The following is a 22,389-nucleotide window of genomic DNA, read 5'->3' as shown; positions in this document are numbered from 1 at the left end:
AAGCCAGCCGGTTAGGTGAATCAAACCAGGTGGGCAACGCAAACAGCAGGGAGACGATGGCAATCAGGCATAGTAAATCACCAAGCTGCCAACGTATCTCTTGGTTTGTGTTATTCGGCACGTTGCGGAGAGGTCGAAACACCCAGAGGGGCGTGGCAACGCCAACTAGCGCAAGCACGATCGCTGCTAGGCACCCCACTCGTCCCACGCATCACTCCCGCGATAGCAAAGGCGGGCGTTCGCTACTCCGCCTGGGCCAACTGCACCGGCACGTCGATCGTGCGCCCCTCGCGTATCACGGTAATCACGACCTGCTCTCCCGGCTTGTGGTTTTCGACCAGCGAGAGGAAATCGTCGGCCGCCGTGGCCTTCTGACCGTCGACCGCCACGATCACGTCGGCCGCGGCACGATCGAGCGACTCGAAGACAAAGGGCCCTTTTTTCGTACGAACGAGCTGCGGCCCACGCAATCCGGCACGTTCGGCGGGCCCCCCCTTGGTCAGTTCGGCGATGCGCAGCCCGTCGCGCGTCGCATAAACCGCCACGATGCCGATATCGGGACGCACCACGCGCCCCTGGCCGATCAACTGCGGCACGACGCGGGCAATCGAATTGACCGGAATGGCGAAGCCCACGCCGCTGCTCTGGCCGGTGCGGCTGGCAATGGCCGTGTTCATGCCGATCAGTCGTGCCCGGCTATCGAGCAAGGGCCCCCCCGAGTTGCCGGGGTTGATCGCCGCGTCGATCTGGATGATCGACTTCAGCGAACGGCTGCGCGAGACCGGCAACGTGCGATTCAAGCTCGAGATCACCCCGGTCGTCAGCGTGCGATCGAGCCCGAATGGATTGCCGATGGCGTAGACGTTCTGACCGACGCGCAGGCGGCTCGAATCGCCAAACGTCACGGGATGCAGCGACTCGGGGGGAGCCTCGATGCGGATCACCGCGATGTCGCTGTGCGGATCGGTACCGACGAGCTTGGCCTGGTACGACTTGCCGTCGTGCAGGGTTACGCTGATCTCGCGGGCTTCGGCCACGACGTGGCTGTTGGTGAGAATATGGCCGCGCAGATCGATTACCGAGCCACTGCCCGAACCTTCTGATTCGAGATCGACCGGGAAGAACGTATCGGGGCGCGACGTGCGCGTGCTGATGTTCACCACGCTCATGTTCATGCTCTCGTAAACGGCGACATTGACGCGTTCTTCGTGCGTCAGGTCGTCGTCCACGGTCGAGAGAGATCGAACGGTGGGAGACGCAGCGACCGGAGTCGAGGTGGGCAAGAGCGCGCCATTTTGTGACACCACCTGGGCGCCGAGTGGCGTGACGACGCCCCCTTGTGTCAACCACAAAGCGGCAATCGCGCCGCAAAAAGCAGAGACAGCACAACCGAGCACGTAGCCCTTCATCACAACCTCTCTCGCGACAAGGAGTATTCTCGCCGTGCGATCGTCGGCGTGAGCGCTCCATTCCCTAACGCGGTACGAACGGCACTGCCCGACCGATCGGCAAAAGCCTGTCGATTCGTTGTCTTCGCACCAGACGTAACCTCCTACAGTCTACCAATTTCACGCCAAATACCTAATGCCGAAACTCGCCCTGCTCCGATGACTTTAACCGACAGTTGCCACCACGGGTGACTCGGCGTATTCCTGCCTGTCGCGCACCCGTCTGTGTTCGCATAATCTGCCGCCTGTCCGCCGCACGACGCGGTGATCGCGGCCCCTTGCGTTACTTCCTTGGGAGGAAACCGGGAAATGAAACGCCGTCGCTTATTGCTTTCTCTCCTGTTGAGTTTCTCGCTCGGCTTCGGCCCGGCGAGCGCGTGCTCGAGCAAGGCCTCCGCCGCCGAGAATGCGAATCGCATTTCGAGCTGTATCACGTCGAGCGGGCTGGCCTGCCAGTCGCTGCTGCAGTGGGCCACCTTCGCCAGCAACGCCGCGGCCAAGTTCATCCAACGAGCCGAAGAAGAGGCCGCCTGCCGCGCCTCGATCCATCAACAGGCCGCCCAGCGTCCGCGCGAACCGCGCAGCATCGACGCGGTCGCGTACGGCTTGCCCTCGTGGGTAACGTTCGGACTCGTGCAGCCGCGCGTGGCCAAGGACGACGGCCTCCCCTGGGTCGGTCCCCTGTCGAACAACCCTGCTCGTTCCGCCGACCTGAGCTTTGCCTACGCGGCCCACTCCTGGCTGTCGATCGGCGAGCGCGAGGTCGACGATCGCGGTACGGGGGAGCAGATCGTCGCAGCGGCGGCCCGCAGCGCGCAGCGGGCCTGGACGCGCAACCTGTCGCGTCTGGCGGCCGATCCGCGCCACAGCACGGGCACCGAGGAAGTCGTGGCGATCAACTCGCAGCACGAGGGGCTCCAGCCGCAGCCCAAGGCCAAGGTGACCGATGAGCAGGTACTCCATTGGTTCGAGGAATACACCCTCGGCCACGAACTGATGCCGCGCGACATGATCACCGGTCTCGAGTCGCTGGCCCCCGCGCGTCGCCCGGCGGCAATTGCCTCGCTCGACGACGAAGTGGTGGCCGCGCTGACCGATGACGAAATCGCCAGCCGCGTCGAGATCGACGGCTTCGAAACCGTGCTGGACGGCCCCGGCCGCTATCTTTTCCTGCGAGATGCCTCCCGCTCGACCGCGGCAATCGAGCCGGGCCATGTGGCCGATATCGCCTGCCGCGACGATGCCGAGCTGGCGGCCAAGTCCCGCGAGCGCGAGAAGCGTGCGAATGCCCAGGCGTTGATCACGGCCGCCGCCAGCGCCATCAACCAGTACGGCACGACCCTGATCGGCCTTTCGCAACAGTTGCATGCCCTGGCCAATGACGTCGCGGAAGAACGCGAGGAGCAGCAGGTGCCCGTGCGTGTCGAGCGGCACGATGCGGCCGACGCCCGCGGCGACTACCGCGTGTGGAGCGGCTGCACGGAGTGGGACATCGAGGCGGGTGTCTCTTCGACCCCGTACCTCGGCCTCTAGCAGGCCGTGAAGTTTATCAACGGACTGCGAGCCCCATCTATCCGCTTCGAGGCCAACGCCACCGGAACGACGATTTCCCCCACGAGCCGTTCCTCCCCCCACACCGGATGGTCGATCCGGTGGCGTTGCTGACCGGCACGACCGGCACATCTGGCCCCCCCTTCTAAGGCAGCGCCAGGCCGGGGGGGCACTCGCCCTGGCCAGCGAAGCGTGGCGATTGCCGCGCCGGGGGCGAAAGTCGGGTTATAGCCCTGATTTACGGCCGATTTTTGTTGGCACTTCTTTTCGCGGCTGCCTAAAATAGCTGCTATCCGCCACGCTGGACACCATTCTCAGGCGGATCGTCGGCGTGGCCCGGGTCTCGCGCGGAACACGAGTAGCCCACGCGCCATCGCGCATCTAGTCAGTTGGGAGTTCAACCCATGCTCGCACGAATCACCTCGCGGCTGGCGCAAGTTGCGCTGGGCCTGGCAATTTTTGCCGTTGGCGAGGGTCATCTGATGATCGCACACGCGAAGGACTCGAGCCCGGCCACAGAGGCGGCCCGGCTCGCGACCTTCAAGTCGGCCGACGATCTAACCTACTTCGTCCTGAGTCTGTCGATTCCTGGTGCGACCATTCCCGCGCCGGCACACGACCTGGTCGTGCTCGTCGACACCTCGGCCAGTCAGAATGGCCCCTTCCGCGAGAAATCGCTGGCCGTGGTGCGATCCTTGACCGGCGCACTCGGCGAGCAAGATCGCGTGCGACTGTTCGCGGTCGATATCGATCCGGTAGCGCTTCACGAGGGATTCGTCTCCCCCGGCAGCGAAGAACTGACCAAGGCGGTCGCGGCGCTCGAGGCGCGCGTTCCGCTGGGAGCGACCGATCTCGTCGCTGCCCTTGAAGCGGCGCTGGCCAGCTTCGAGGGTAAGCCCTCCGCGCCGCGGGCGGTCCTCTACGTGGGAGACGGCATGAGCGCCGCCAACGTGCTGACACCGGCCGATTTCCAACCGATTGTCCAACAATTCGTCGCGCACCATGTGCCGGTGACGAACTTCGCGATTGGCCCGCGCACCGACAACCACACCTTGGCCGCACTGGCCAATCAGACCGGTGGCTTGCTGTCGATCGACAGCGACGAGGCCAGCGCGGAAGAAACCGCACGTCATCTGCTCGACGCCACGCGGGCGGTCGTGCTGTGGCCGAAGGTCGACGTGCTGCCTGGCGCCTTGGCCGATTCGTATCCCCGTCCGATTCCCCCCTTGCGGTCGGATCGCGATACGATCGTCTTCGGCGTGGGTAATCTGGCGGCCGAAACCGATCTTTCGCTGGCTGTCGGCGATGGCCGTACGACCCGCACGCTGACGTGGCACGTCGCCGGCAAGCCGAGCGAGGATGCCGGGTTCTTGCCGCGGCTCGTCGAGTTGGCCCGCCGCGATGGCGGCTTGACGATGCCCACGCTGGGCAGCGCCGGTCTGGCAGAAACCGCCCGGCTTTTGCAGCAGACGGCCAAGGATCTGACCCGGCTGGGCAATCAGGCTGTCGCCACGGGCAACGTGGCCCAGGCAAAGCTGCTGGCCGACGAGGCACGCCACATCGATCCCCAGAGCGAAGAAGCCGCCATTCTGTCGCGGGCCGTCGAGAAAGCGCAGGAAGGCTCGCCCGGCGAAGACACGCTACGTTTGGTGGCCGACCAAAATCCGGCTGCCGCGGAGCCGGGTTCGTCCTTGGCCGAGGCTCAGGCCACCGACGGGGAGTTCCTCAGCGATATCGAGCGCCGCAATCGCGTCTTTGCCGGTTACATGCAGACCGAGGTGCAAAACGCGATCAACCAGGCGCGTCAAATGATGAACGAGTCGCCCGACAGCGCGATCAACATGCTCAAGCTGGCGATGGAACGGGTGAAGTCGGCCGCCGAGCTCGATCCCGCGCTGCGGGGTCAACTCGAACGGCAGCTCGAAGCGGCCCTGCGCGAAGGGGCGCGCCGTTCGACGATCAAGCTGCAAGCAGACATCCAGCGGCAAGAAAGCGCCGCGGTCGCCGAAGAACGCCGCCGCGTGAACGCCGATCTGTTTCTCCGCCAGCAGAAGGTGGAGCAGCTCATCGCACGCTTCGATTCGCTGATGGACGAGGGACGCTTCCGCGATGCCCACGCCGTGGCCTCGATCGCGGCCGAGATCGATCCCAAGGGGGTCACGCCGGTCGTGGCGGTGAACTTTGCCGGCATGGTCGGCGCCGCGCAAGAGGCACTCGAGCTGCGTCTGCGTCGTCAGGTAGGCATCGTCGACGCCCTGGGCGCCGTCGAACGCTCGCACGTGCCAATCGCCGACGAGCCGCCGATCATCTATCCCGATCCTGAAGTGTGGGAACTGCTCAGCCAGCGTCGTAAGAAGTTCGCTTCGGTCGATCTCTCGAGCCAGAGCCCCACCGAAGAGCGAATTCAGAAGGCGCTCGACGAACCCACGACGATCGAGTTCGTCGATACCGAGCTTTCGACCGTGCTGCGGTTCCTCGAAGACCTGCACAAGATCCAGATCGTGATCGACAACCGCGCCTTGGAAGACGCCGGCGCGTCGAGCGATACACTCATCACGCAGGACCTGCGCGACATCAAACTGCGTTCGGCCTTGCGAATCATGCTCCGCGACCATGACCTGACGTGGCTCATCGACGACGAGGTGCTCATGATCACCTCGAACGATCGCGCCAGCGAGCGTCTCTCGACGAAGGTCTATCCCGTGGCCGATCTCGTGGTGCCCATCCAAAGCAATGCGGGGGGTGGTGCCGGCGGCGGCTTCGGCTTCGGCGGCTCCGGTGTCGGCGGCGGCATGGGGGGGGGCATGGGAGGCATGGGGGGCGGTGGCTTCGGCGGCGGCGGTGGCGGCTTCGGCGGCGGCGGCATGGGGGGTGGTTTTGGTGGCGGTCAGTTCAACGTGCCCGCCGGCCGCAATGTCGGCAGCGGCAATGGCCGCAACCTGTTCCCCTTCGGGATTCCACAAGGTGGCTTCCAGGCCTTTGCCGTGAAGGACAACCTCGAAAAGGCGCCCGCGCGTGACGCGGCCCCGGCCGAGCTCAAGCTCACCGCGGAACCGGCCCCGCAGCCCGCCAAGCCTGCTGCTCCTGCGGCGGCCCCGGTGAACGAGCCGGTCGAGCCGATCAAACTCGACATCCCGGCCGGCGCCGACGTGGAACAGGCCTGGAACGATTACTTCGCCAGCCATACGCCCGACGAGGCCGTGGTGCGTGAAACGGTGCGTCGTCTGAAAAAGGCGAAGCAGTATCAGCAAGTGATCGGGCTCGTGAAGGGAGCGCTCCGCAACCAGCAGCCGCAACCCTGGATGTACGAAGTGCTGGGCATTGCCCTGGTGGCCGAAGGCCGCAGCCGCAACGAGGTCGAGCGCTCGCTGATGTCGGCACTCGACTTCGCCAACGACGGTCTCGACGCGCTCTACGTCGCGGCCTTCATGGCCCAAAACGGTTTCGAGGCCCGGGCACTCAAGCTCTATCGCCAGATTTCGAAGCTCGATCCGTCGCGTCCCGAGCCCCTCGCTCTGGGACTCGCTCTGGCCGAAAAGCTCGATGACGTCCCGGCCCTGCAGTGGTCGACCGCGGGCATCCTGAGCCAGGCCTGGCCGAGCGAGCAGGCCGCGATCTGGGATCGCGCCTACCGCGTGGCCGAGGCGACGCTGGCTCGTCTCAAAGATGAGCAGCGTGTCGACGAAGCCGCCAGGTTCAAAGCCGAGCTGGATCGGGCCGTCAGTCGCGATTGCGTGGCGGTCGTCACTTGGACCGGGGACGCCGATATCGACATCCTCGTCGAAGAGCCGGCCGGCACGGTCTGCTCGTCGCGCAATCCGCGCACCACGTCGGGGGGCGTGATGGCGGGCGACCATTATCCGCGCGGTGGCGAAGAGTCGAGCGAAGCCTACAGCGAAAGCTACTCCTGCCCACAGGCCTTCAATGGCAAGTATCGCGTGCTCGTCCGCCGCGTGTGGGGCAAGCCGACCGCCGGCAAGGTGACGGTCGACCTCTACGTGAACTACGGCACCGACAAGGCCGAGCATCAGCGGAAACAAATCCCGCTGGGCGAAGAAGACGCCCTGGTCACCTTCGACGTGAAGGAGGGACGCCGTACCGAACCGCTCACCGACCAGCAGGTCGTGTTGGCCGCGCGGCAGCAAATGGCCGTCGGCCGCGAGGTGCTCGCGCAGCAACTCAATCAGCAGATCAACCAGCAGACCGATCTATCGTCGCTGGGTAGTCTCGGTTCGTCGCGCCAGCGAGCCTTTGTGAATGGCTTCAACCCGGTCCTGGGGGGCGCCGTCGGTTACCAGCCCGTAATCGTCACCCTGCCCGAAGGTGTGCAGTTGGTCGCCTCGGCAGTGATCTCGGCCGACCGGCGTTACGTGCGTTTCAACGGCACGCCGTTCTTCTCGGGCGTGGGCGAAGTGAACACCTTCAACTTCGTCACCGGCCAGAGTGGAACGAGCAACGGTGGTACGGGCGGCCAAGGCTTTGGCGGGGGTGGCGGCGCCGGTGGCTTCGGCGGCGGCGGTGGCCAATTCTAAGGAGGGGTCAGGGTCAGTAGGGCCCAAAGGCGCCCACTTACCACTGTCCACTACGAAGCACGTAGCGGCCCCGGATAGACGTCGAGATCGAGTTCCGAGAGGAGCCCCGCCTTCAAGCGTTCGATGGCGATGGCTCCCATCACGGCGTTGTCGGTGCAGAGTGCCATGGGCGCGATGAACAGGCGATGGCCGTGGCGTTTGGCCTCTTCTTCGAGCCGCGTCCGCAGGCGGCGGTTGGCGGCCACGCCCCCCCCGACGCACAGCGTGCCCAGGCCCGACTTGCGCAAGGCGAGGTTCGACTTGGCCACGAGCACGTCGACCACCGCCTCTTGAAAGCTGGCCGCGATGTCGGCCACTTGCCGCTCGCTCAGCACCGTGGGATCGACCGCCGCCGCGCCAGGCGGGGCGATCTGATAACGCACGGCGGTCTTCAGCCCGCTGAAGCTGAAGTCGAGCCGCGCGTCGTCGTGAAGAAACGACCGCGGGAAACGGTGCGCGTCGGCGCGTCCCTGCTCGGCGATACGCCCGATGGCTGGACCGCCGGGAAAAGGAAGCCCCAGCATGCTGGCCACCTTGTCGAAGGCCTCGCCCGCGGCATCGTCGATTGTCGTGCCGAGCAACTCGAAGTCGAGCGGCGTCTGGCAGCGGTAAAGGCTCGAGTGGCCGCCGCTGACCACCAGGCCGACGCAGGGAAAGACATCCTCCCCCGCGGCCAGTCGGCAGGCGTAAATGTGCGCCTGCAGGTGGTTGATGCCCACCAGGGGAATGCCGAGCGTCAAGGCGAGCGTCTTGGCGGCCGCTAGCCCCACCAGCAGCGAACCGGCCAGACCAGGGGTGTGTGCTACCGCCACCGCGTCGAGCTCGGTCAGGGAGACGCCTGCCGAACGGGTAACCTCGTCGATGACGGGCAAAATCCGCTCGACGTGCGCTCGCGACGCCAACTCGGGCACCACACCGCCAAAGCGTTCGTGCAAGCGTGCCTGCGACGCGACGACGGAGCCCAACACCTCGAGCCGATCGGTGATGATCGCGGCCGCGGTTTCGTCGCAGGTCGATTCGAGCGTCAGAATCTTCACGAGGGATGGTTCGACCGACGGCCGCTCGCCGGGGTTACTTCGACTGCTTGGCGAGCTCGGCCCGCAGATAATCGAGCGCCTTCGTCAATTGACGATCGACGAAGGCGGCCTTTTCCTTGTCCGCGGCGTCTTTGCCTTCGTCCTGCGGCTCTTCTTGCGCGGGAGCCTCGTCCGGGGCCTTCTCGGCGGGCTTTTCCTCCTCGGCAGGAGCGTCCTCGGGCTTCGCATCGTCGGCCGCGGCGCCCTCGTCCGACTTCTTCTCATCCTCCGGTTTCGCGCCTTCGTCGGCCGGCTGCTCCCCGGCGGCGGGTTGCGATTCCTCGGCTGGTTTCGCTTCTTCCGCCGGCTGCTCCTCGGCCTTTGCCTGTTCGGCGGAGGGCTTGCCCTTGGCATGCGCCACCAGAATATCGCGGTCGTGGCGATACTCGACCAGAGCGCGGGTCTCGGCCGAGTTGAGCTTCACCTCGAAGCCGTCATTGGGCATGACGCCCCACTCATCGTCCTCGTCATCGTCCGGGAAGCGATGGATCTTGTGTCCGTTGGGCCGCTGGTACGAGGCCGTGGTGAGCTTCAGCGCGCTGCGGCCTTCTTCCAGCTCGATCACGTTCTGCACGCTCCCCTTGCCCCAGGTACGCTCGCCGATCACGATCGCGCGGTCGTGGTCCTGCAGGCACGCCGCCACGATCTCGCTCGCGCTGGCGCTGTAGCTGTTGACCAGCACCACCATCGGAAAACCCTCGAACGTGCCGTCACGTTCGGCCTCCCAAGTGCGAGGTTTGCTGTTGCGCCCCTCGGTGCTGACGATCTTCCCTTCGGTAACGAACAGATCCGCGATTTCGATGGCGGCCGTCAACAAACCGCCCGGATTGAATCGCAGGTCGAGAATCAGCGCCTGCATGCCCTCGGATTTGAGATTCACCAAGGCCTGGCGCACATCGTCGGCCGTATCGCGGCTGAAGGCGGTGATGCGCAGATAACCGATCTTGTGCTCGCGATCGAGCATGAAGTCCCAGTGATCGTTGCTCTTGCGCAGGTCGCCGAGCACGGTTTCGACCTGGATCACCTCACGTTCGAGCTGGCTCGAGATGGGGCTGCTGCCGTCGGCGTGTTGATACTTGATCGTGACCTTGGTGCCGGCTTCTCCCTTGAGCTTCTCGACCGCCTTGTCGATGGTGATGCCGCGAGTCGATTCGCCGTTGATCTCGAGAATGCGATCGCCGGCCATCAGGCCTGCCTTATAGGCAGGGGTGCCCACCAGGGGACTCAAGACCTTGAGTTGCTCGCCGTCGAGCGTGATCTGGATGCCGATGCCGCCGAACGAGCTTTCGACCGTCGTGCGGAAGCGGCTCATGTCCTCTTGCGTGATGTAGCTCGAATAGGGATCGAGCTTCTCGAGAACGCCTTGAATCGCCGCTTCGAGCAACTCGCGGCGGCTGATGTCCTTCACGTAGTTGCGTTCGACCTGATCGAGCGTGTCGACGAGGACGGAGAGCAACTCGTAGTCGTCCTGGATCTCGCCCGGCTTCTTGGGGGCTTCCGTGGTCGACTTCTCCGAGACCTCGTCGGCCAACGTCGGCACGACGAGCCCCGTGGCCATGCCCCCACCAAGCGCAAGGATGAGCGAAAAAAGCCAAACCCTACGGTCCATCGTTTTGCACCTTAAGGGGGGAAGGCGAAAGGAGTTAAGCCAGCCGAATCCCAGGGCGGGTTACGTAAGCTGGTAAAGCAAGCGGGGTTACACCGAAAGTATAGGCACACGCTCTGCCAGCGGCAAGAAGACTTTGAGGGGCGGAATGCCTCCGGTCCGCCCGGCGCGCCGGCAGGACCGCCATCGGCGGAGAAACCCGCGGGCTATTTCGCCCGCCGCTTGCCGTTTCTCCGGGGGCGTTCGACCACCTCGTCCAACCGCATGTGATGAACCCAGGCCGGCGGCACGTTGGGCCAGATCCACTCGCGGCGGATTTCGTGCTTGCGCAACTTGTCGCGCAGCAGGCCGTGGATCGCCCGGAAGCGATCGCGGTCTTTGCCCTGTCCGACGAGCGCCCTCGCGGGACGCACCCCGGCGTACTCGAAGAACGACACGATGCCCCCCGGCTTACACAGGCGCTCGAAGGCGCCGAAGATCGTCTCGATCGTTGCCACGTCGAAATTGTTCAGCGGCAATCCCGACACGATCAAGTCGTACGGCACGTCCACCTGCAACTGCTCGACCGGGCTGTGAAACACCCGCACGGTCACGCCTGGCCGCCGGAACTTGCTGTCGTGGGCGATACGTCCGTTCAGAATCTCGACGAAGCGATCGTTCAACTCGACGAGATCGACGTGATCGCCGCGCGAGGTGCGTTTGACGATCGCCCGCGTGACGACCCCCGTTCCCGGTCCGACTTCGAGGATGCGTTTCTCACCAGGAATGGATCGGACATAGCGCGCGAGTGCGGCCGAAAGAAAACGACCCGAAGGAAGCACAGAACCGGTGTGGCGGAAATTCCGCCGTAGTTCTTGCCAGAAGATTTTGTGTTCGGCGATAGAGCGTCGCATCCGCACGAGTGTAGAGTACGCGCGGCCGCCTCAACAAGTATGGCCTCTGGGCCAACCACCCCCACCCGGAAGCGTGATAGCGAGGCGGTTCAAAAGTCGTACCACAATCCCCAGCCGAACTGTTCCTCGAACTGGTCGAAGAACTGGAACTGGGGACTCTTGCCATTCAGATACTGAAACCCCGTACGGAGCAGGGGACCGTTGTATCGACTGCGCCACATCCATCCGACCTGGGCCGTGAAGGTGCCGCTATAGTTCTGCTCCTGACGCAAGTAACCATTCACCGCCAGGAAAGGCGCCCCGCGGAAACCGGTCGCCTGGACGGGAGCGTACTCTGCTCCGACTTGAAATTCCCAAGGCCGCGCGCCGCCATCGGAATAGAACGCCCAGCCCGCTTCCCCATAGAGTCGAATGTTGGGGTTCGGCCGCAGGGCGAAGCCGAGCACGAGGGCATCGCGCACGTAGTTGATTCGCTCGGCGTCGGGATGGCGAGTCATATACTCGTCTCCCAGGTGCGAGCTGACATGGTAATAGGCGAACTTGGCTTCGATGCTACCGATGCCGAACGTCAACGGCACGCCCGCGCGGAAGTCCGCCGTGTCGAGGTCGCGGTTCTCATCCATGTTCAGCCGGGGAAAGGCGGCCCCCTCGACGTCGAGTTGCCATCCCTCGGGCTTGTAAGGGTCGGGCGTGCCGAAACGCAGGATGCCCACCCGGGCGCCAAGCGTCGAGTCGATGTACCAGGTGCCATGATCCTTGAAGAGCAGGCCACTGAGACGCGGCTCCTTGGGCCCCGCGAGATAGGAACGATAGATCAGCCCCTCGGGCAGTACCTGCCACATCCAGGGAGAATGCATCGGCGGATCGAAGGCCAGCGCCGCTTCCGTCGGCTGCCACACGCCTGGCGAACCCTCGTCAATAGAAAATGGCTCGTCGGCGACGAGAGTTGGATAGTCGTCGACGTAGTGGATCCGCTTCGCCTCCCCCGCCGCATGCGCGTGGGGTCCCCCCGCCGCGAAGAGCAGCCAACAACCGGCACCCGTGAGTAGGCAGACGAGCGATTTCACGACAGCACACGACTTCGAACGGGGCGGCGCGCAGGATCGCCAACACCGCCAAGGCAGCCTGGACTGGGGGGGCGGCGTAATGTAGTGCCATACCCCAGATTCGCAAAGGTCAGCCAGACGGGCAAAACGCCCTTCAACGCCCTTTTCAGCGAAGCGAGCGAGCGGCGGAAAGTCTTCCCGCACCTTCAAATCGCACTGCCAGCCGGGCTACGATACGGGCCGATCTTCCCTCCTCTCTTTGCCGTAAGGAATCGCCTCTCATGGTGTTGCTCGAATTCAGCATGTCGCCCTTGAACCAAGGGGACAGCGTGGGCGCCTACGTCGCCCGTAGCCTGGCTATCGTGACCAACTCGGGCCTCGACTACCGGTTGCACGCGATGGGCACGATCGTCGAAGGAGACATCGACCAGGTGCTGGGGGTCTTGAAGCAGTGTTACGAGGCGCTGGCCGCCGACTGCGATCGCATTACCTGCACGGCGAAGCTCGACTATCGCCGCGGCTACCGCGGGAGGCTCGAATCGAAAGTGGAAAGCGTCGAGCAACACCTGGGGCGCGAATTGAAGAAGCTATAGAGGTACCCCGTACCTGACGATCCATCGACTCGGCCATGTCGAACGATGTCAGGTACGGGGTACCTGACCTACGATGCAGGGCTATAATCGAATTGCCCGCCGTGGCCTGCCTGTCTCTCGCACCTGTCCCCCCTCGACGATGATTGCCAGCACGCTCCCCAGCCTGATTGCCGACCTGCGACGCGTCGTCGGCGACGATGGCGTGCTGGCGAACCATGCCGATCTTGTCGTCTATGAGTGCGACGGATTCGTGATCGAGAAGAACTGCCCCGACGTGGTGGTCTTTCCGCGCACCACGGAACAAGTGGCCGCCTGCGTCAAGCTGGCGATCGAGTACGACGTCCCCTATCTGCCCCGCGGCGCCGGCACCAGTCTGGCCGGCGGATGCCTGCCGGTGGGGGGTGGCGTGATGATCGTCCTCACTCGCATGCGCGAGATTCTCGAGATCAACGAGCGCGATCGCTACGCCCTGGTGCAGCCGGGGCTAGTCAACGTGTGGCTCACCAAGGCGCTCGCCGGCACCGGCTTCCACTACGCGCCCGATCCTTCGAGCCAGGGCGCCTGCACGATCGGCGGCAACGTGGCCACCAACTCGGGCGGACCACACACGCTCAAGTATGGCGTGACGGTAAACCATGTGCTGGGCATCGAAGCGGTCCTGGCCGATGGCTCGATCGTCGAGTTCGGCGGACCGGCCGAAGAGGCCACGGGGCTCGATCTCACCGGCGTGATCGTGGGCAGTGAGGGTACCCTAGCGATCGTCACCAAGGTTTGGGTGCGCATCACGCGCGATCCACAAGGCTGTCGCACGATGCTCGCCGTGTTCGATTCGGTCGACGATGCGACCAGCGCGATTAGCGCCATCATCGGGGCAGGTATCATCCCCGCGGCGCTCGAGATGATGGATCGGGGCATCATCGCCGCGGTGGAAGCAGCCTTCAAATTCGGCTTCCCACTCGATGCCGAGGCGGTGCTCCTGATCGAGGTCGATGGTCTGGAAGCGGGGCTCGACCAGCAGCGCGACCGGGTGATCGCCCTGTGCGAGCAGAACCATGCCCGCGAAGTCCGCCAGGCGCACACCCCCGCCGAGCGACAATTGCTGTGGAAGTGTCGCAAGCAGGCCTTTGGCGCCGTCGGCCGCTTGAGTCCCAGTTACTGCACGCAGGACGGCGTCGTGCCGCGCACGAAGCTGCCCCACATCCTGCGGCGCATTACCGAGATCGCCTCGCGCCACGACGTCCGCATCGTGAATGTTTTTCACGCCGGAGACGGCAATCTGCATCCGATCGTCCTCTTCGACGAGCGCGACCCGGAACAGACGCGCCGCGTGCTGGCGGCCAGTGGCGAGATTCTCGACGAGTGCATTGCCTGCGGCGGCAGCGTGACTGGCGAGCACGGCATCGGCGTCGAGAAGCTTGACTTCATGAACCGCCTCTTCACGGCCGACGACTTGCAGGCGATGCGGCGGCTGCGCGACGCCTTCAATCCCGAAGGTCGCTTGAGCCCACAAAAAATGCTGCCGGTGGCTGGGGCGTGCGGCATCGAACAAAAGGCTCCCGGCCGAAGGGCGGCCCTATGAGCGTCGCCACCGATGCGCTCCCCCTCGCGTCGACCGCCACGCCGTCGACGGTCGACGAGTTGGCCGAGATCGTGCGGGAGGCGCACGGCACGGAGACCCCCGTCTATCCCTTGGGAGGCAAAACCGCCTTGCGCTATGGCCTGCCGGCCAGGCGTTCTGGCATCGGCTTGGAGCTCGCCGGACTGACACGCGTGATCGACTATCCCGCGCGCGACATGACCATCACGGTCGAAGCAGGCATCACGATGCGGGCACTCGCCGAGACGATGGCCGCCGAGCGGCAGCGATTGCCGATCGATGCGCCCCAGGCCGAGCACGCCACGCTGGGCGGAATGCTGGCCACCAACTGGAGCGGCGCGCTGCGCTACGGTCACGGCACGCTGCGCGATTATGTGATCGGCATTTCGGCGGTCGATGGGCGCGGCACGGCCTTCAAAGGGGGCGGCCGCGTGGTCAAGAATGTCGCCGGCTACGACTTCTGCAAGCTGCTCACCGGTTCGCTGGGCACGCTGGCGGTCATCACGCAGGTCACGCTGAAAGTAAAGCCCATCCCCGCAGCGATGGGCTACATTGCGTGCGATGTGCCGAGCTTCGCCCAGGCCGAGACGATGCTCGCGCGGCTGGTCCACTCGCAGACGGCCCCCGTCTCGGTCGAGTTGCTGGCCGGCGAACCTTGGAAGAACGATCCGGCGCTTGGTCCGCTACGTAGTGGCAGCATCGCTCGGCTCGTCGTGGGCGTCGAAGGAACCGAAGTCGAAGTCGACTGGATGCTCGACCAACTGGCCGCCGAATGGCACGACCAGGGAGTGCGCGATCTTGCGCACGTCGAACGCAGCGCCGTCGCCGGCTTCGCCCAACGCCTCGTCGAGTTCCCGACCGATGGCGAGTCGGCGCTCGTGCTCAAGGCCCATATGGTACCGAGCGCGACGACGAAATTCTGCGAGGCATTGCTCGCCGCATTGCCCGGCGTCGATGTTCAAGCCCATGCCGGCAACGGCGCCGTGGTGGCACGCTGGCGCAAAATGCCGGAAAATGCCGCCCGGGCCGTGATCGGCCGCCTGCAACCGGTCGCCGGCGCCGGTCGTGGAAACATCGAAGTGCTTTCGTACGCCGACGGTATCGAACTTACGCGACAAGTAATCTGGGGGGGCACACGTAGCGACTATCGGCTCATGCAGTCGGTGAAGCAGGCGTTCGACCCGAAAGACATTCTCAACCCTGGCCGGTTTGTGTTTCCCACGACATGACGCAATCGAGCACCTCTGCCGAGCCGAACGCCTCTGCCGCTGCTCCCAGCGACGCAGCGCTCAATCCCGGCGCCGGCATCGACTATGGGCTGTTCCTCGATTGCGTACACTGCGGACTTTGCACATCAGCTTGCCCCACGTACGTCGAACTCGGCAACGAGAACGACAGTCCGCGCGGACGCATCTACCTAATGCGTTCGGTCACCGACGGACGGATACCGCTCTCCGATTCGGTCCGCCGGCACTTGGAACTATGCCTCGACTGCCGCGCGTGCGAGACCGCCTGCCCGTCGGGCGTGCAGTACGGCAAGCTGATCGAGCCGTTTCGCGTGGCCATGGAGCAGGCGTCCGATGGCCGGTCCAAGACGAACGACTGGTTCCATCGCTGGATCCTCTTCTCGCTGTTTCCGTTTCCCGAACGCATGCGCAAGGCCCTCGTGCCGGCCCGCCTCGCTCAACGCCTGGGTTTGCTGCCAGCGGCCGAAGCCTTGGGGCTCTTTCGCCTGCTGCCTCCGCGACTGCGGCAACTGGTCGCCATGTTGCCTCCGCCGGGACGCCGGGAGCCGGCGCTGCCCGAGTTGCTGCCCGCGGTCGGCCGGCGCCGCGCACGCGTCGCCTTGTTCACCGGCTGCGTGGCCGACGTGATGTTCCGGCACACACACTGGGCCACTGCTCGCGTGCTGCAACAAAACGGCTGCGACGTGATCGTGCCGCGCACTCAGGCCTGCTGTGGCGCGATTCACTTTCACGCCGGGCAGAGCGAGCCAGCCATGCATCTGGCCGATCGTAACATGACCGCCTTCGACGTCGACTCGCTCGACGCGGTGATCGTGAACGTGGCCGGGTGCGGCTCGATGCTGAAAGACTACGGGCATCACTGGAACGACGACCTGCAGCCCCGCCGCGAAAAGCTGGCGTCCAAGGTGCGCGACGTGAGCGAGTTTCTCGACGGCCTGGGATTCATTCCCCCCCAGGGCGAAATTCGCCGCCGCGCCACCTACCACGACGCTTGCCATCTGGCGCACGCGCAGAAGATCGTCGCGCCACCGCGCCGACTGCTCGCGCAAGTGCCGGGCCTGCAATTCGTCGATCTGCCCGAATCGGAGCTCTGCTGCGGCGCCGCCGGCACCTACAACCTGACCGAGCCCGAGATGGCCGGCCGCTTGAGTCGCCGCAAGCTCGACAACATCCGCCAGACCAAGGCCTCGATCGTGCTGACCGCGAATGCGGGCTGCCTGCTGCAGATCGCGCGCGAGGCCCGAGCACAGCATGAAAAACTCTGGATCGCGCATCCCATCGATCTGCTCGATCTCAGCTACCGGCACGAGCAGCCGCCGATCTGAGACTTGAATCTCGCTCGGCAGTTTTTTCAACGCAGGCGTCTTGATTAAGCAGCCGAGCGATCGGCGAAGAACTTGATCTCGAGCGAGAAGAGTCGCTCGATCAACTCGCGTGGCGATTGCGGCCGGCGCAAGGGTTCTTTGGCCATCAACTCGCGCACCAGGTGCGAGACCTCCAGCGGAATGGCCGGCACGAGTCGACGCAACTCCGGCGGCTCGGCCTGGCGATGGGCCTGCAGCAATTCGCCGATCTCGGTCGCCAGGAAGGGAAGCCTCCCGGAGAGAAGCTTGTAGAGCGTCACGCCCAGGCTGTACAGATCGCTGCGAATGTCGGGACGCAACGTCGATGTGACCATCTCCGGCGCCATGTATTCGGGCGTGCCAGTCACGCAACGATCGAGCGCCGACGTCTGTTCGTCGCGATGCCGGGCAAAGCCCAGGTCTAACAGCGTCACGTGCCCCTGGGCCGAAAGAAAGATGTTGCTCGGCTTGATGTCGGCGTGCATCCATCCCTTGGCGTGCAATGCGTCGAGCGCCTCGGCTACTTGCCGGGCAATCCAGAGCGTGGCCGCCACGCCCGGCCGGATGTCTCCCGCCAACAGTTCGGCCAGCGTCGAACCGACCAGCCAGGGCATCACGACATAGTAGGGCGCTCGACTGACGCGCGCCGCGAGAATCGGCACGAGGTGCGGGTGCGTGACCTGCCGGCCGACGTGCGCCTCGCGCTCGATCTCGGCAATCGCGCGGGCATCTTGTTCGAAGCGCGGCTCGAGCAGCTTCACGGCATAGCCCGGCGCCGTCTGCGTCGACTGGCCGGCGACCCGCGCCTGGTAGAAGGTCGTCACGTGCCCCTCGGCCACGCGCGACACCAGCTCCCAATCGTCGAGCCGAGTGCCCACGCCGGGTGCCGTCGGCAGAGCGGTAGCAGGCGCGAACGGTCGCGTGGACGTGGCCATGAAGTTTGGAAGCAAGCTGCGGCCGTGCCATGCCTGAGGTCGGGCGGGTACCGACGCCAGGACGACACGTGAGCGACGCTTGCCAGATGAGTTGCGGGACAGGGTCTAACGATTGTATCGACCGTAGCATCGCACGGGTTGAGGCGCGAGGCGCGCGCCCACCCCGCGCAACCCACCCGTCGGCCAAGTGGCAAAACCGATCGCCGCAAATACTTGCGGCCTGTTGGCGAGCCTCGTAGAATCGCACGATTACGCTACAAATCGAGCCGCTCGTGCAAGCGTTTTCGAAGTTTGTTCAAGTTTTGGGAGGTAGTTTCGATGTCGCGGTTCAAACTGTGGGGTGCGTCCCTGATTCTGTTGGGTGTGGTGGCTGCGTTCACGGGCTGCAAGAAGCCTGAAGGAACCGGCAGCACGGCCCCCCCCGCCACCGCTCCGGCCGCCGAGCCGGGTCCCGCTCCGTCGGGCACGACCGACGCTCCGTAGAGCTCGCCGTCGGCCTGCTCGTGGCCGTACTGCGGATTCTGCTTCTTGTGTAGGGAAGGCACATGCAGATGACTCGATCTTCGTGCGCTCGTGCCGGGCGTTTCGTCGCGCTCGGGCTGTTGGCCTGCCTGGCCGGTTGCACGGCCTCGACCGCGGATAAGCCAGGCGGAGCTGGGGCCGCGGCCGCCGGTGGTGGCCGCTACGTCCTGCTCATGAATGGCAACTCTCCCTTTTGGGATGCGGTGCGCGCGGGCATGGACAAGGCCGCGGCCGATCTGGGCGTGAACGCCGTCCTCGAAACGAACGACGCCACCCCCGCCGGGCAGATCGAAAAGCTGCGTCAGTTCGGCACGCAGGCCGATATCGTCGCCGTGGGCATCTCGGCCACCGACGCCGCCAACGTCGCCATCGCCGATCAGTTGCGCAAGCTGCGCGAAAAAGGGGTCGTCGTGCTGACGATCGACTCCGACCTCGACCGGCAGAAGTTTCGCGATGCTCGGGCCGCCTTCGTCGGCACCGACAACCTGGCGGGCGGTCGTGAGTTGGGCATTGCCGCCAAGGGATTGCGCCCCGACGGCGGAGCGTTCGTGCAGTTCGTCGGACGCACGGGCGCGCAGAACGCTATCGAGCGCATGGACGGCTTCGTGCAGGGTGCGGGCGAGAAGTTCAAAGAGCTCGATCGCATGGGGGATGAAAACGATCGGACCCGTGCCCGCGACAACGTGCGCAATGCGATTCGCAATCATCCCGACGTGAATACGCTGGTGGGCATCTGGTCGTACAACGCACCGGCCATCGCCGACGTCGTGCGCGAGCTCGGCAAGCGCCAGGAGATGACGATCGTCGCCTTCGATGCCGAACCGAATGCCATCGAACAGATGGGTACCGGCGATATCGACGCCATGATCGTGCAGAACCCCTTCGAGATGGGGTACCAGGGCATTCGCCTGATGCAGGCCCTGGTCAACGACGACCAGGCCGCCGTGGCCGAGATGCTGCCCAACTTCGGCCAGCCCGAGGGTGACATCATCGACACCGGTTTGAAGGTGGTCGTGCCGGATGAAGGTTCGCCCCTCGAGCCCGAGCAATTCAGCGGCAAGACCGAGTATCTGAAGCTGAGCGACTTCAAGGCCTGGCTGGCGAAGTACGGACTGACCGGGTCATGAACCAGGGGACGCGCGGCTGGCGACGCATCTTCGAGCGTGGCGAATGGGGCCTGCTGGTCGCCATTCTCTTCGTGCTCGTGTTGACCGAACGTCTCGACCCGCTGCACATCTACAGCCGCCAGCCGTGGGACAGCTTCGTCGACGTGGTGCGGCAGATGTCGATGCTGGGGATCTTCGCCCTGGGTAGCGCGATCGTCATCATCGCCGGCGGCATCGATCTTTCGAGCGGCTCGGTGATCGCCTTCAGCGGCACCGTCTGCGCCACGGTGATGCTGATCCTCGCTCCCGAGGCGATGCGCGACGCGCAACCCGTCGGCGCCGGCGTCATCACGGTCGCCATGCTTGCCACGTTGGCCGTCGGCTTTCTCATCGGCACGCTGCACACGTGGCTCATCACCATCGTAGGCTTGCCTCCCTTTGTCGCCACGCTGGCCACGCTGGTCGGCTTGCGCAGCTTTGGCCGCTCGCTGGTCGAAAACGTCACGGCCGAAATGCTCGGCGGCAAGAGCACGCAGATTCAGATCTACGATACGTCGTTCCGCTATCTCGCTACCAGCGTCTGGATTCCCGCAGTGCTGTTCGCGCTGCTGGCCATCGCGATGTGGATCCTGCTCAACTCGACCGTCGTCGGCCGGCACCTCTACGCGCTGGGGGGCAACGAAGAGGCAGCCCGGCTGAGCGGCATCCGCACCGATCGGTTGAAGTGGCTGGCCTATTGCCTGGGGGCGATGACCGCCTCGCTGGCCGGCATGCTCTACATCGGCGACCAGAGCGTGGCCGACCCGCAGACGCTGGGGCGCGGCTACGAACTGAACGCCATCGCCGCCGCCGTGGTGGGTGGCTGCAGCCTGCAAGGGGGCGTCGGCACCGTGCCCGGCGTGGTGCTGGGCGTGACGTTCCTGCGCGTGGTGATCGACGCCGTCTCGAAGCTCATCAAGACCGGCGCCGACGTGTACGAAGGGTTGATCGTCGGCATCCTCGTCGTCCTGGCCGTGGCGTTCAACGAGCTGCGTCAGTCGCGCGCCGCACGGCGGCACTTCTTCGCCGGGGCACTCGGCTCGCTGGCCGGCCTGGCGCTCATCCTGTTCGTCGCCGTGCAGACGGCGATCGCGTTTGGGCCGACGAGCCGGCTGGGCACGGTCCGTCTGGGGGCGATCGCCGGGGGGATCGCGCTCGTCTTGCTCGGGGGCATCAAGTTGTGGGAGCGTCGCGCCGCGCGGGCGCCCGCCGTCGGCAACGAATAACACTTAGCTGCCCCTCTCGCGTTCGGAACGCCGCCGTGGCCGACACGCCCATCATCTCGATCCGCCACGTGACGAAGCGCTATCCCGGCGTCGTCGCGCTCGACGATGTCTCGCTCGACATCCGCGCGGGCGAACTGCACGCCATCGTGGGGGAAAACGGCGCCGGCAAGAGCACGCTGATGAAGATCCTGGCCGGCATCGTGCCGAACTTCGAGGGGGAGATTGCCATCCAAGGCACGCCCGCGCAGTTTCGTGGCACGCGCGACGCCGAGCAGGCGGGGATCGCCATCGTGCATCAGGAGTTGAACCAGGTAGCGCAGCTCTCGGCGGCGGCCAATATCTTCTTGGGGCGCGAGCTGCGCCGCGGACTGGGCCTGCTCGACCACCGGGCCATGCGCAAGAAGGCCGGCGCGCTGCTGGCCGAGCTCGAGTGCCACGTCTCGCCCGACGCCCTGGTGAGCACGCTCCGCGTGGGCGATCAGCAGCTCGTCGAAATCGCCAAGGCGCTCGCCCTGCGGTCGGCCGTGCTGATCATGGACGAGCCCACGAGCGCCCTGACCGAGAGCGAAGTCGCGCGGCTCGACCGCGTCATCGCGCGGCTGCGGCAGCGCGGCGTGACGATCCTGTACATCTCGCACAAGATGGACGAAGTCTTCCGCCTGGCCGATCGCATCACGGTGCTGCGCGACGGCCGGCTGGTCGAAACGGTCGAGCGTGCCCACGCCTCGCCGCGGCAAATCACGCACCTGATGGTGGGACGCGAGATCGAGGGGACCCATTTCGAGCCGCGTCAGACGGGCGATGTCGTGCTCGAAGTCGATCGCTTGTCGCTCGCCTGGCCGGGGCATGCCCGCGGCTGGCGCCTGCGCGACATCCGCTTCAAGCTGCACCGCGGCGAGATCCTGGGCATCGCCGGCTTGATGGGGGCCGGGCGGACCGAGTTGCTCGAATGCCTCTTCGGCGCGGCCCCCTTGCCGTTCGCAGGACGCGTGCTGCTCGAAGACCGCGTCGTGCGCTTCGCCCATCCGCGCGAGGCGCGTCAGGCGGGCATCGCGCTCGTGACCGAAGATCGCAAGCGGCTGGGGCTCTTTCCACAACTCTCCGTCGGCGCGAACACCACGATCTGCACCTTGGGAGACGCCACGCAGCTCGGCCTCGTGCGCCGCTCGCGCGAACGGCAGATGGCCACCCAAACCGTCTCCGAGCTGGGCGTGAAGAGCGCCGGCATCGAGGCCCCCATCACCAGCCTCAGCGGGGGCAATCAACAGAAGACGATCATCGGACGCTGGCTTCTCACGCGCCCCAAGGTGTTGCTGCTCGACGACCCCACGCGCGGCATCGACGTCGGCGCCAAGGCAGAGCTCTATCGCCTGATGGATCGCCTCTGCCGCAAAGGGCTGGGCATCATCGTCACCTCGAGCGAGCTGCCCGAGCTGCTCACGGTGAGCGACCGCATCCTGGTGCTCTGCGAAGGCCGCCTGACCGCCGAATTCGATCGCACCAATGCCACGGAAGAACGGATCGTCGAAGCGGCCACCCTCGGCGCCGCGGCTGAAGCCGCAAAGTAGGTCAGGTACTCCGTACCTGACA

General features: G+C 65.3%; 16 protein-coding genes. 10 read left to right on the top strand and 6 right to left on the bottom strand.

Annotated elements, in window-relative coordinates; translation table 11 throughout:
• Window positions 1-242: 242 nt before the first annotated feature.
• Window positions 243-1,409: a trypsin-like peptidase domain-containing protein gene (locus KF708_23935; GenBank protein MBX3415756.1), complete on the bottom strand. Its 1,167-nt coding sequence runs from the start codon at window positions 1,407-1,409 to the stop codon at window positions 243-245.
• 348 nt (window positions 1,410-1,757) lie between these two features.
• Between KF708_23935 and KF708_23930 the strand changes: the two genes are divergently transcribed.
• Together KF708_23930 and KF708_23925 are read left to right on the top strand one after the other, a co-directional pair.
• Window positions 1,758-2,981, top strand: coding sequence for a hypothetical protein (locus KF708_23930; protein ID MBX3415755.1), 1,224 nt, complete (start codon window positions 1,758-1,760; stop codon window positions 2,979-2,981).
• Window positions 2,982-3,403: 422 nt separating this feature from the next.
• Complete coding sequence (locus KF708_23925) at window positions 3,404-7,531, top strand: hypothetical protein (protein MBX3415754.1); 4,128 nt, start codon at window positions 3,404-3,406, stop codon at window positions 7,529-7,531.
• Between the two features lie 50 nt (window positions 7,532-7,581).
• Here KF708_23925 and tsaD read toward each other — a convergent pair whose 3' ends face one another.
• The 4 genes from tsaD to KF708_23905 form a co-directional block, all read right to left on the bottom strand.
• Window positions 7,582-8,607: a tRNA (adenosine(37)-N6)-threonylcarbamoyltransferase complex transferase subunit TsaD gene (tsaD, locus tag KF708_23920; protein ID MBX3415753.1), complete on the bottom strand. Its 1,026-nt coding sequence runs from the start codon at window positions 8,605-8,607 to the stop codon at window positions 7,582-7,584.
• A gap of 34 nt (window positions 8,608-8,641) precedes the next feature.
• Window positions 8,642-10,255, bottom strand: coding sequence for a PDZ domain-containing protein (locus KF708_23915; GenBank protein MBX3415752.1), 1,614 nt, complete (start codon window positions 10,253-10,255; stop codon window positions 8,642-8,644).
• A 203-nt stretch (window positions 10,256-10,458) separates the two neighbouring features.
• Window positions 10,459-11,145, bottom strand: coding sequence for a methyltransferase domain-containing protein (locus KF708_23910; protein MBX3415751.1), 687 nt, complete (start codon window positions 11,143-11,145; stop codon window positions 10,459-10,461).
• 89 nt (window positions 11,146-11,234) lie between these two features.
• On the bottom strand, window positions 11,235-12,212 hold the full coding sequence (locus tag KF708_23905; protein ID MBX3415750.1) for a DUF1207 domain-containing protein: 978 nt from the start codon (window positions 12,210-12,212) through the stop codon (window positions 11,235-11,237).
• A 260-nt stretch (window positions 12,213-12,472) separates the two neighbouring features.
• Here KF708_23905 and KF708_23900 point away from each other — a divergent pair, with 260 nt between their 5' ends.
• The 4 genes from KF708_23900 to KF708_23885 all read left to right on the top strand — a co-directional run bounded on the left by KF708_23900 (window position 12,473) and on the right by KF708_23885 (window position 16,953).
• Complete coding sequence (locus KF708_23900; protein MBX3415749.1) at window positions 12,473-12,784, top strand: MTH1187 family thiamine-binding protein; 312 nt, start codon at window positions 12,473-12,475, stop codon at window positions 12,782-12,784.
• A gap of 139 nt (window positions 12,785-12,923) precedes the next feature.
• The gene (locus tag KF708_23895; GenBank protein MBX3415748.1) at window positions 12,924-14,363 is read left to right on the top strand and encodes an FAD-binding protein; all 1,440 of its coding nucleotides are present in this window, start codon (window positions 12,924-12,926) and stop codon (window positions 14,361-14,363) included.
• On the top strand, window positions 14,360-15,610 hold the full coding sequence (locus KF708_23890) for an FAD-binding oxidoreductase (GenBank protein ID MBX3415747.1): 1,251 nt from the start codon (window positions 14,360-14,362) through the stop codon (window positions 15,608-15,610). Before KF708_23895 ends, KF708_23890 begins: the two co-directional genes overlap by 4 nt.
• Window positions 15,607-16,953, top strand: coding sequence for a (Fe-S)-binding protein (locus KF708_23885; GenBank protein ID MBX3415746.1), 1,347 nt, complete (start codon window positions 15,607-15,609; stop codon window positions 16,951-16,953). Before KF708_23890 ends, KF708_23885 begins: the two co-directional genes overlap by 4 nt.
• Before the next feature lie 44 nt (window positions 16,954-16,997).
• Here the strand turns inward: KF708_23885 and KF708_23880 are convergent, their stop codons facing one another.
• Window positions 16,998-17,849: a serine/threonine protein kinase gene (locus tag KF708_23880; GenBank protein ID MBX3415745.1), complete on the bottom strand. Its 852-nt coding sequence runs from the start codon at window positions 17,847-17,849 to the stop codon at window positions 16,998-17,000.
• A 375-nt stretch (window positions 17,850-18,224) separates the two neighbouring features.
• On the opposite strand from KF708_23880, the gene KF708_23875 reads away from it, so the two are divergent.
• The 4 genes from KF708_23875 (at window position 18,225) to KF708_23860 (ending at window position 22,367) form a co-directional block, all read left to right on the top strand.
• Window positions 18,225-18,389: a hypothetical protein gene (locus KF708_23875; GenBank protein ID MBX3415744.1), complete on the top strand. Its 165-nt coding sequence runs from the start codon at window positions 18,225-18,227 to the stop codon at window positions 18,387-18,389.
• Window positions 18,390-18,457: 68 nt separating this feature from the next.
• Entirely contained in the window at window positions 18,458-19,555 is a 1,098-nt protein-coding gene (locus KF708_23870; protein ID MBX3415743.1) for a substrate-binding domain-containing protein, read from the top strand.
• Entirely contained in the window at window positions 19,552-20,799 is a 1,248-nt protein-coding gene (locus KF708_23865) for an ABC transporter permease (protein MBX3415742.1), read from the top strand. Before KF708_23870 ends, KF708_23865 begins: the two co-directional genes overlap by 4 nt.
• 35 nt (window positions 20,800-20,834) lie before the next feature.
• Window positions 20,835-22,367, top strand: coding sequence for a sugar ABC transporter ATP-binding protein (locus KF708_23860; protein ID MBX3415741.1), 1,533 nt, complete (start codon window positions 20,835-20,837; stop codon window positions 22,365-22,367).
• Window positions 22,368-22,389: the final 22 nt, after the last annotated feature.

The organism is Pirellulales bacterium (genome assembly GCA_019636335.1).
Lineage (GTDB): Bacteria > Planctomycetota > Planctomycetia > Pirellulales > JAEUIK01 > JAHBXR01.
Note: the sequence above shows the minus strand (reverse complement) of the source record. Positions and strands in the feature narration are given on the sequence as shown.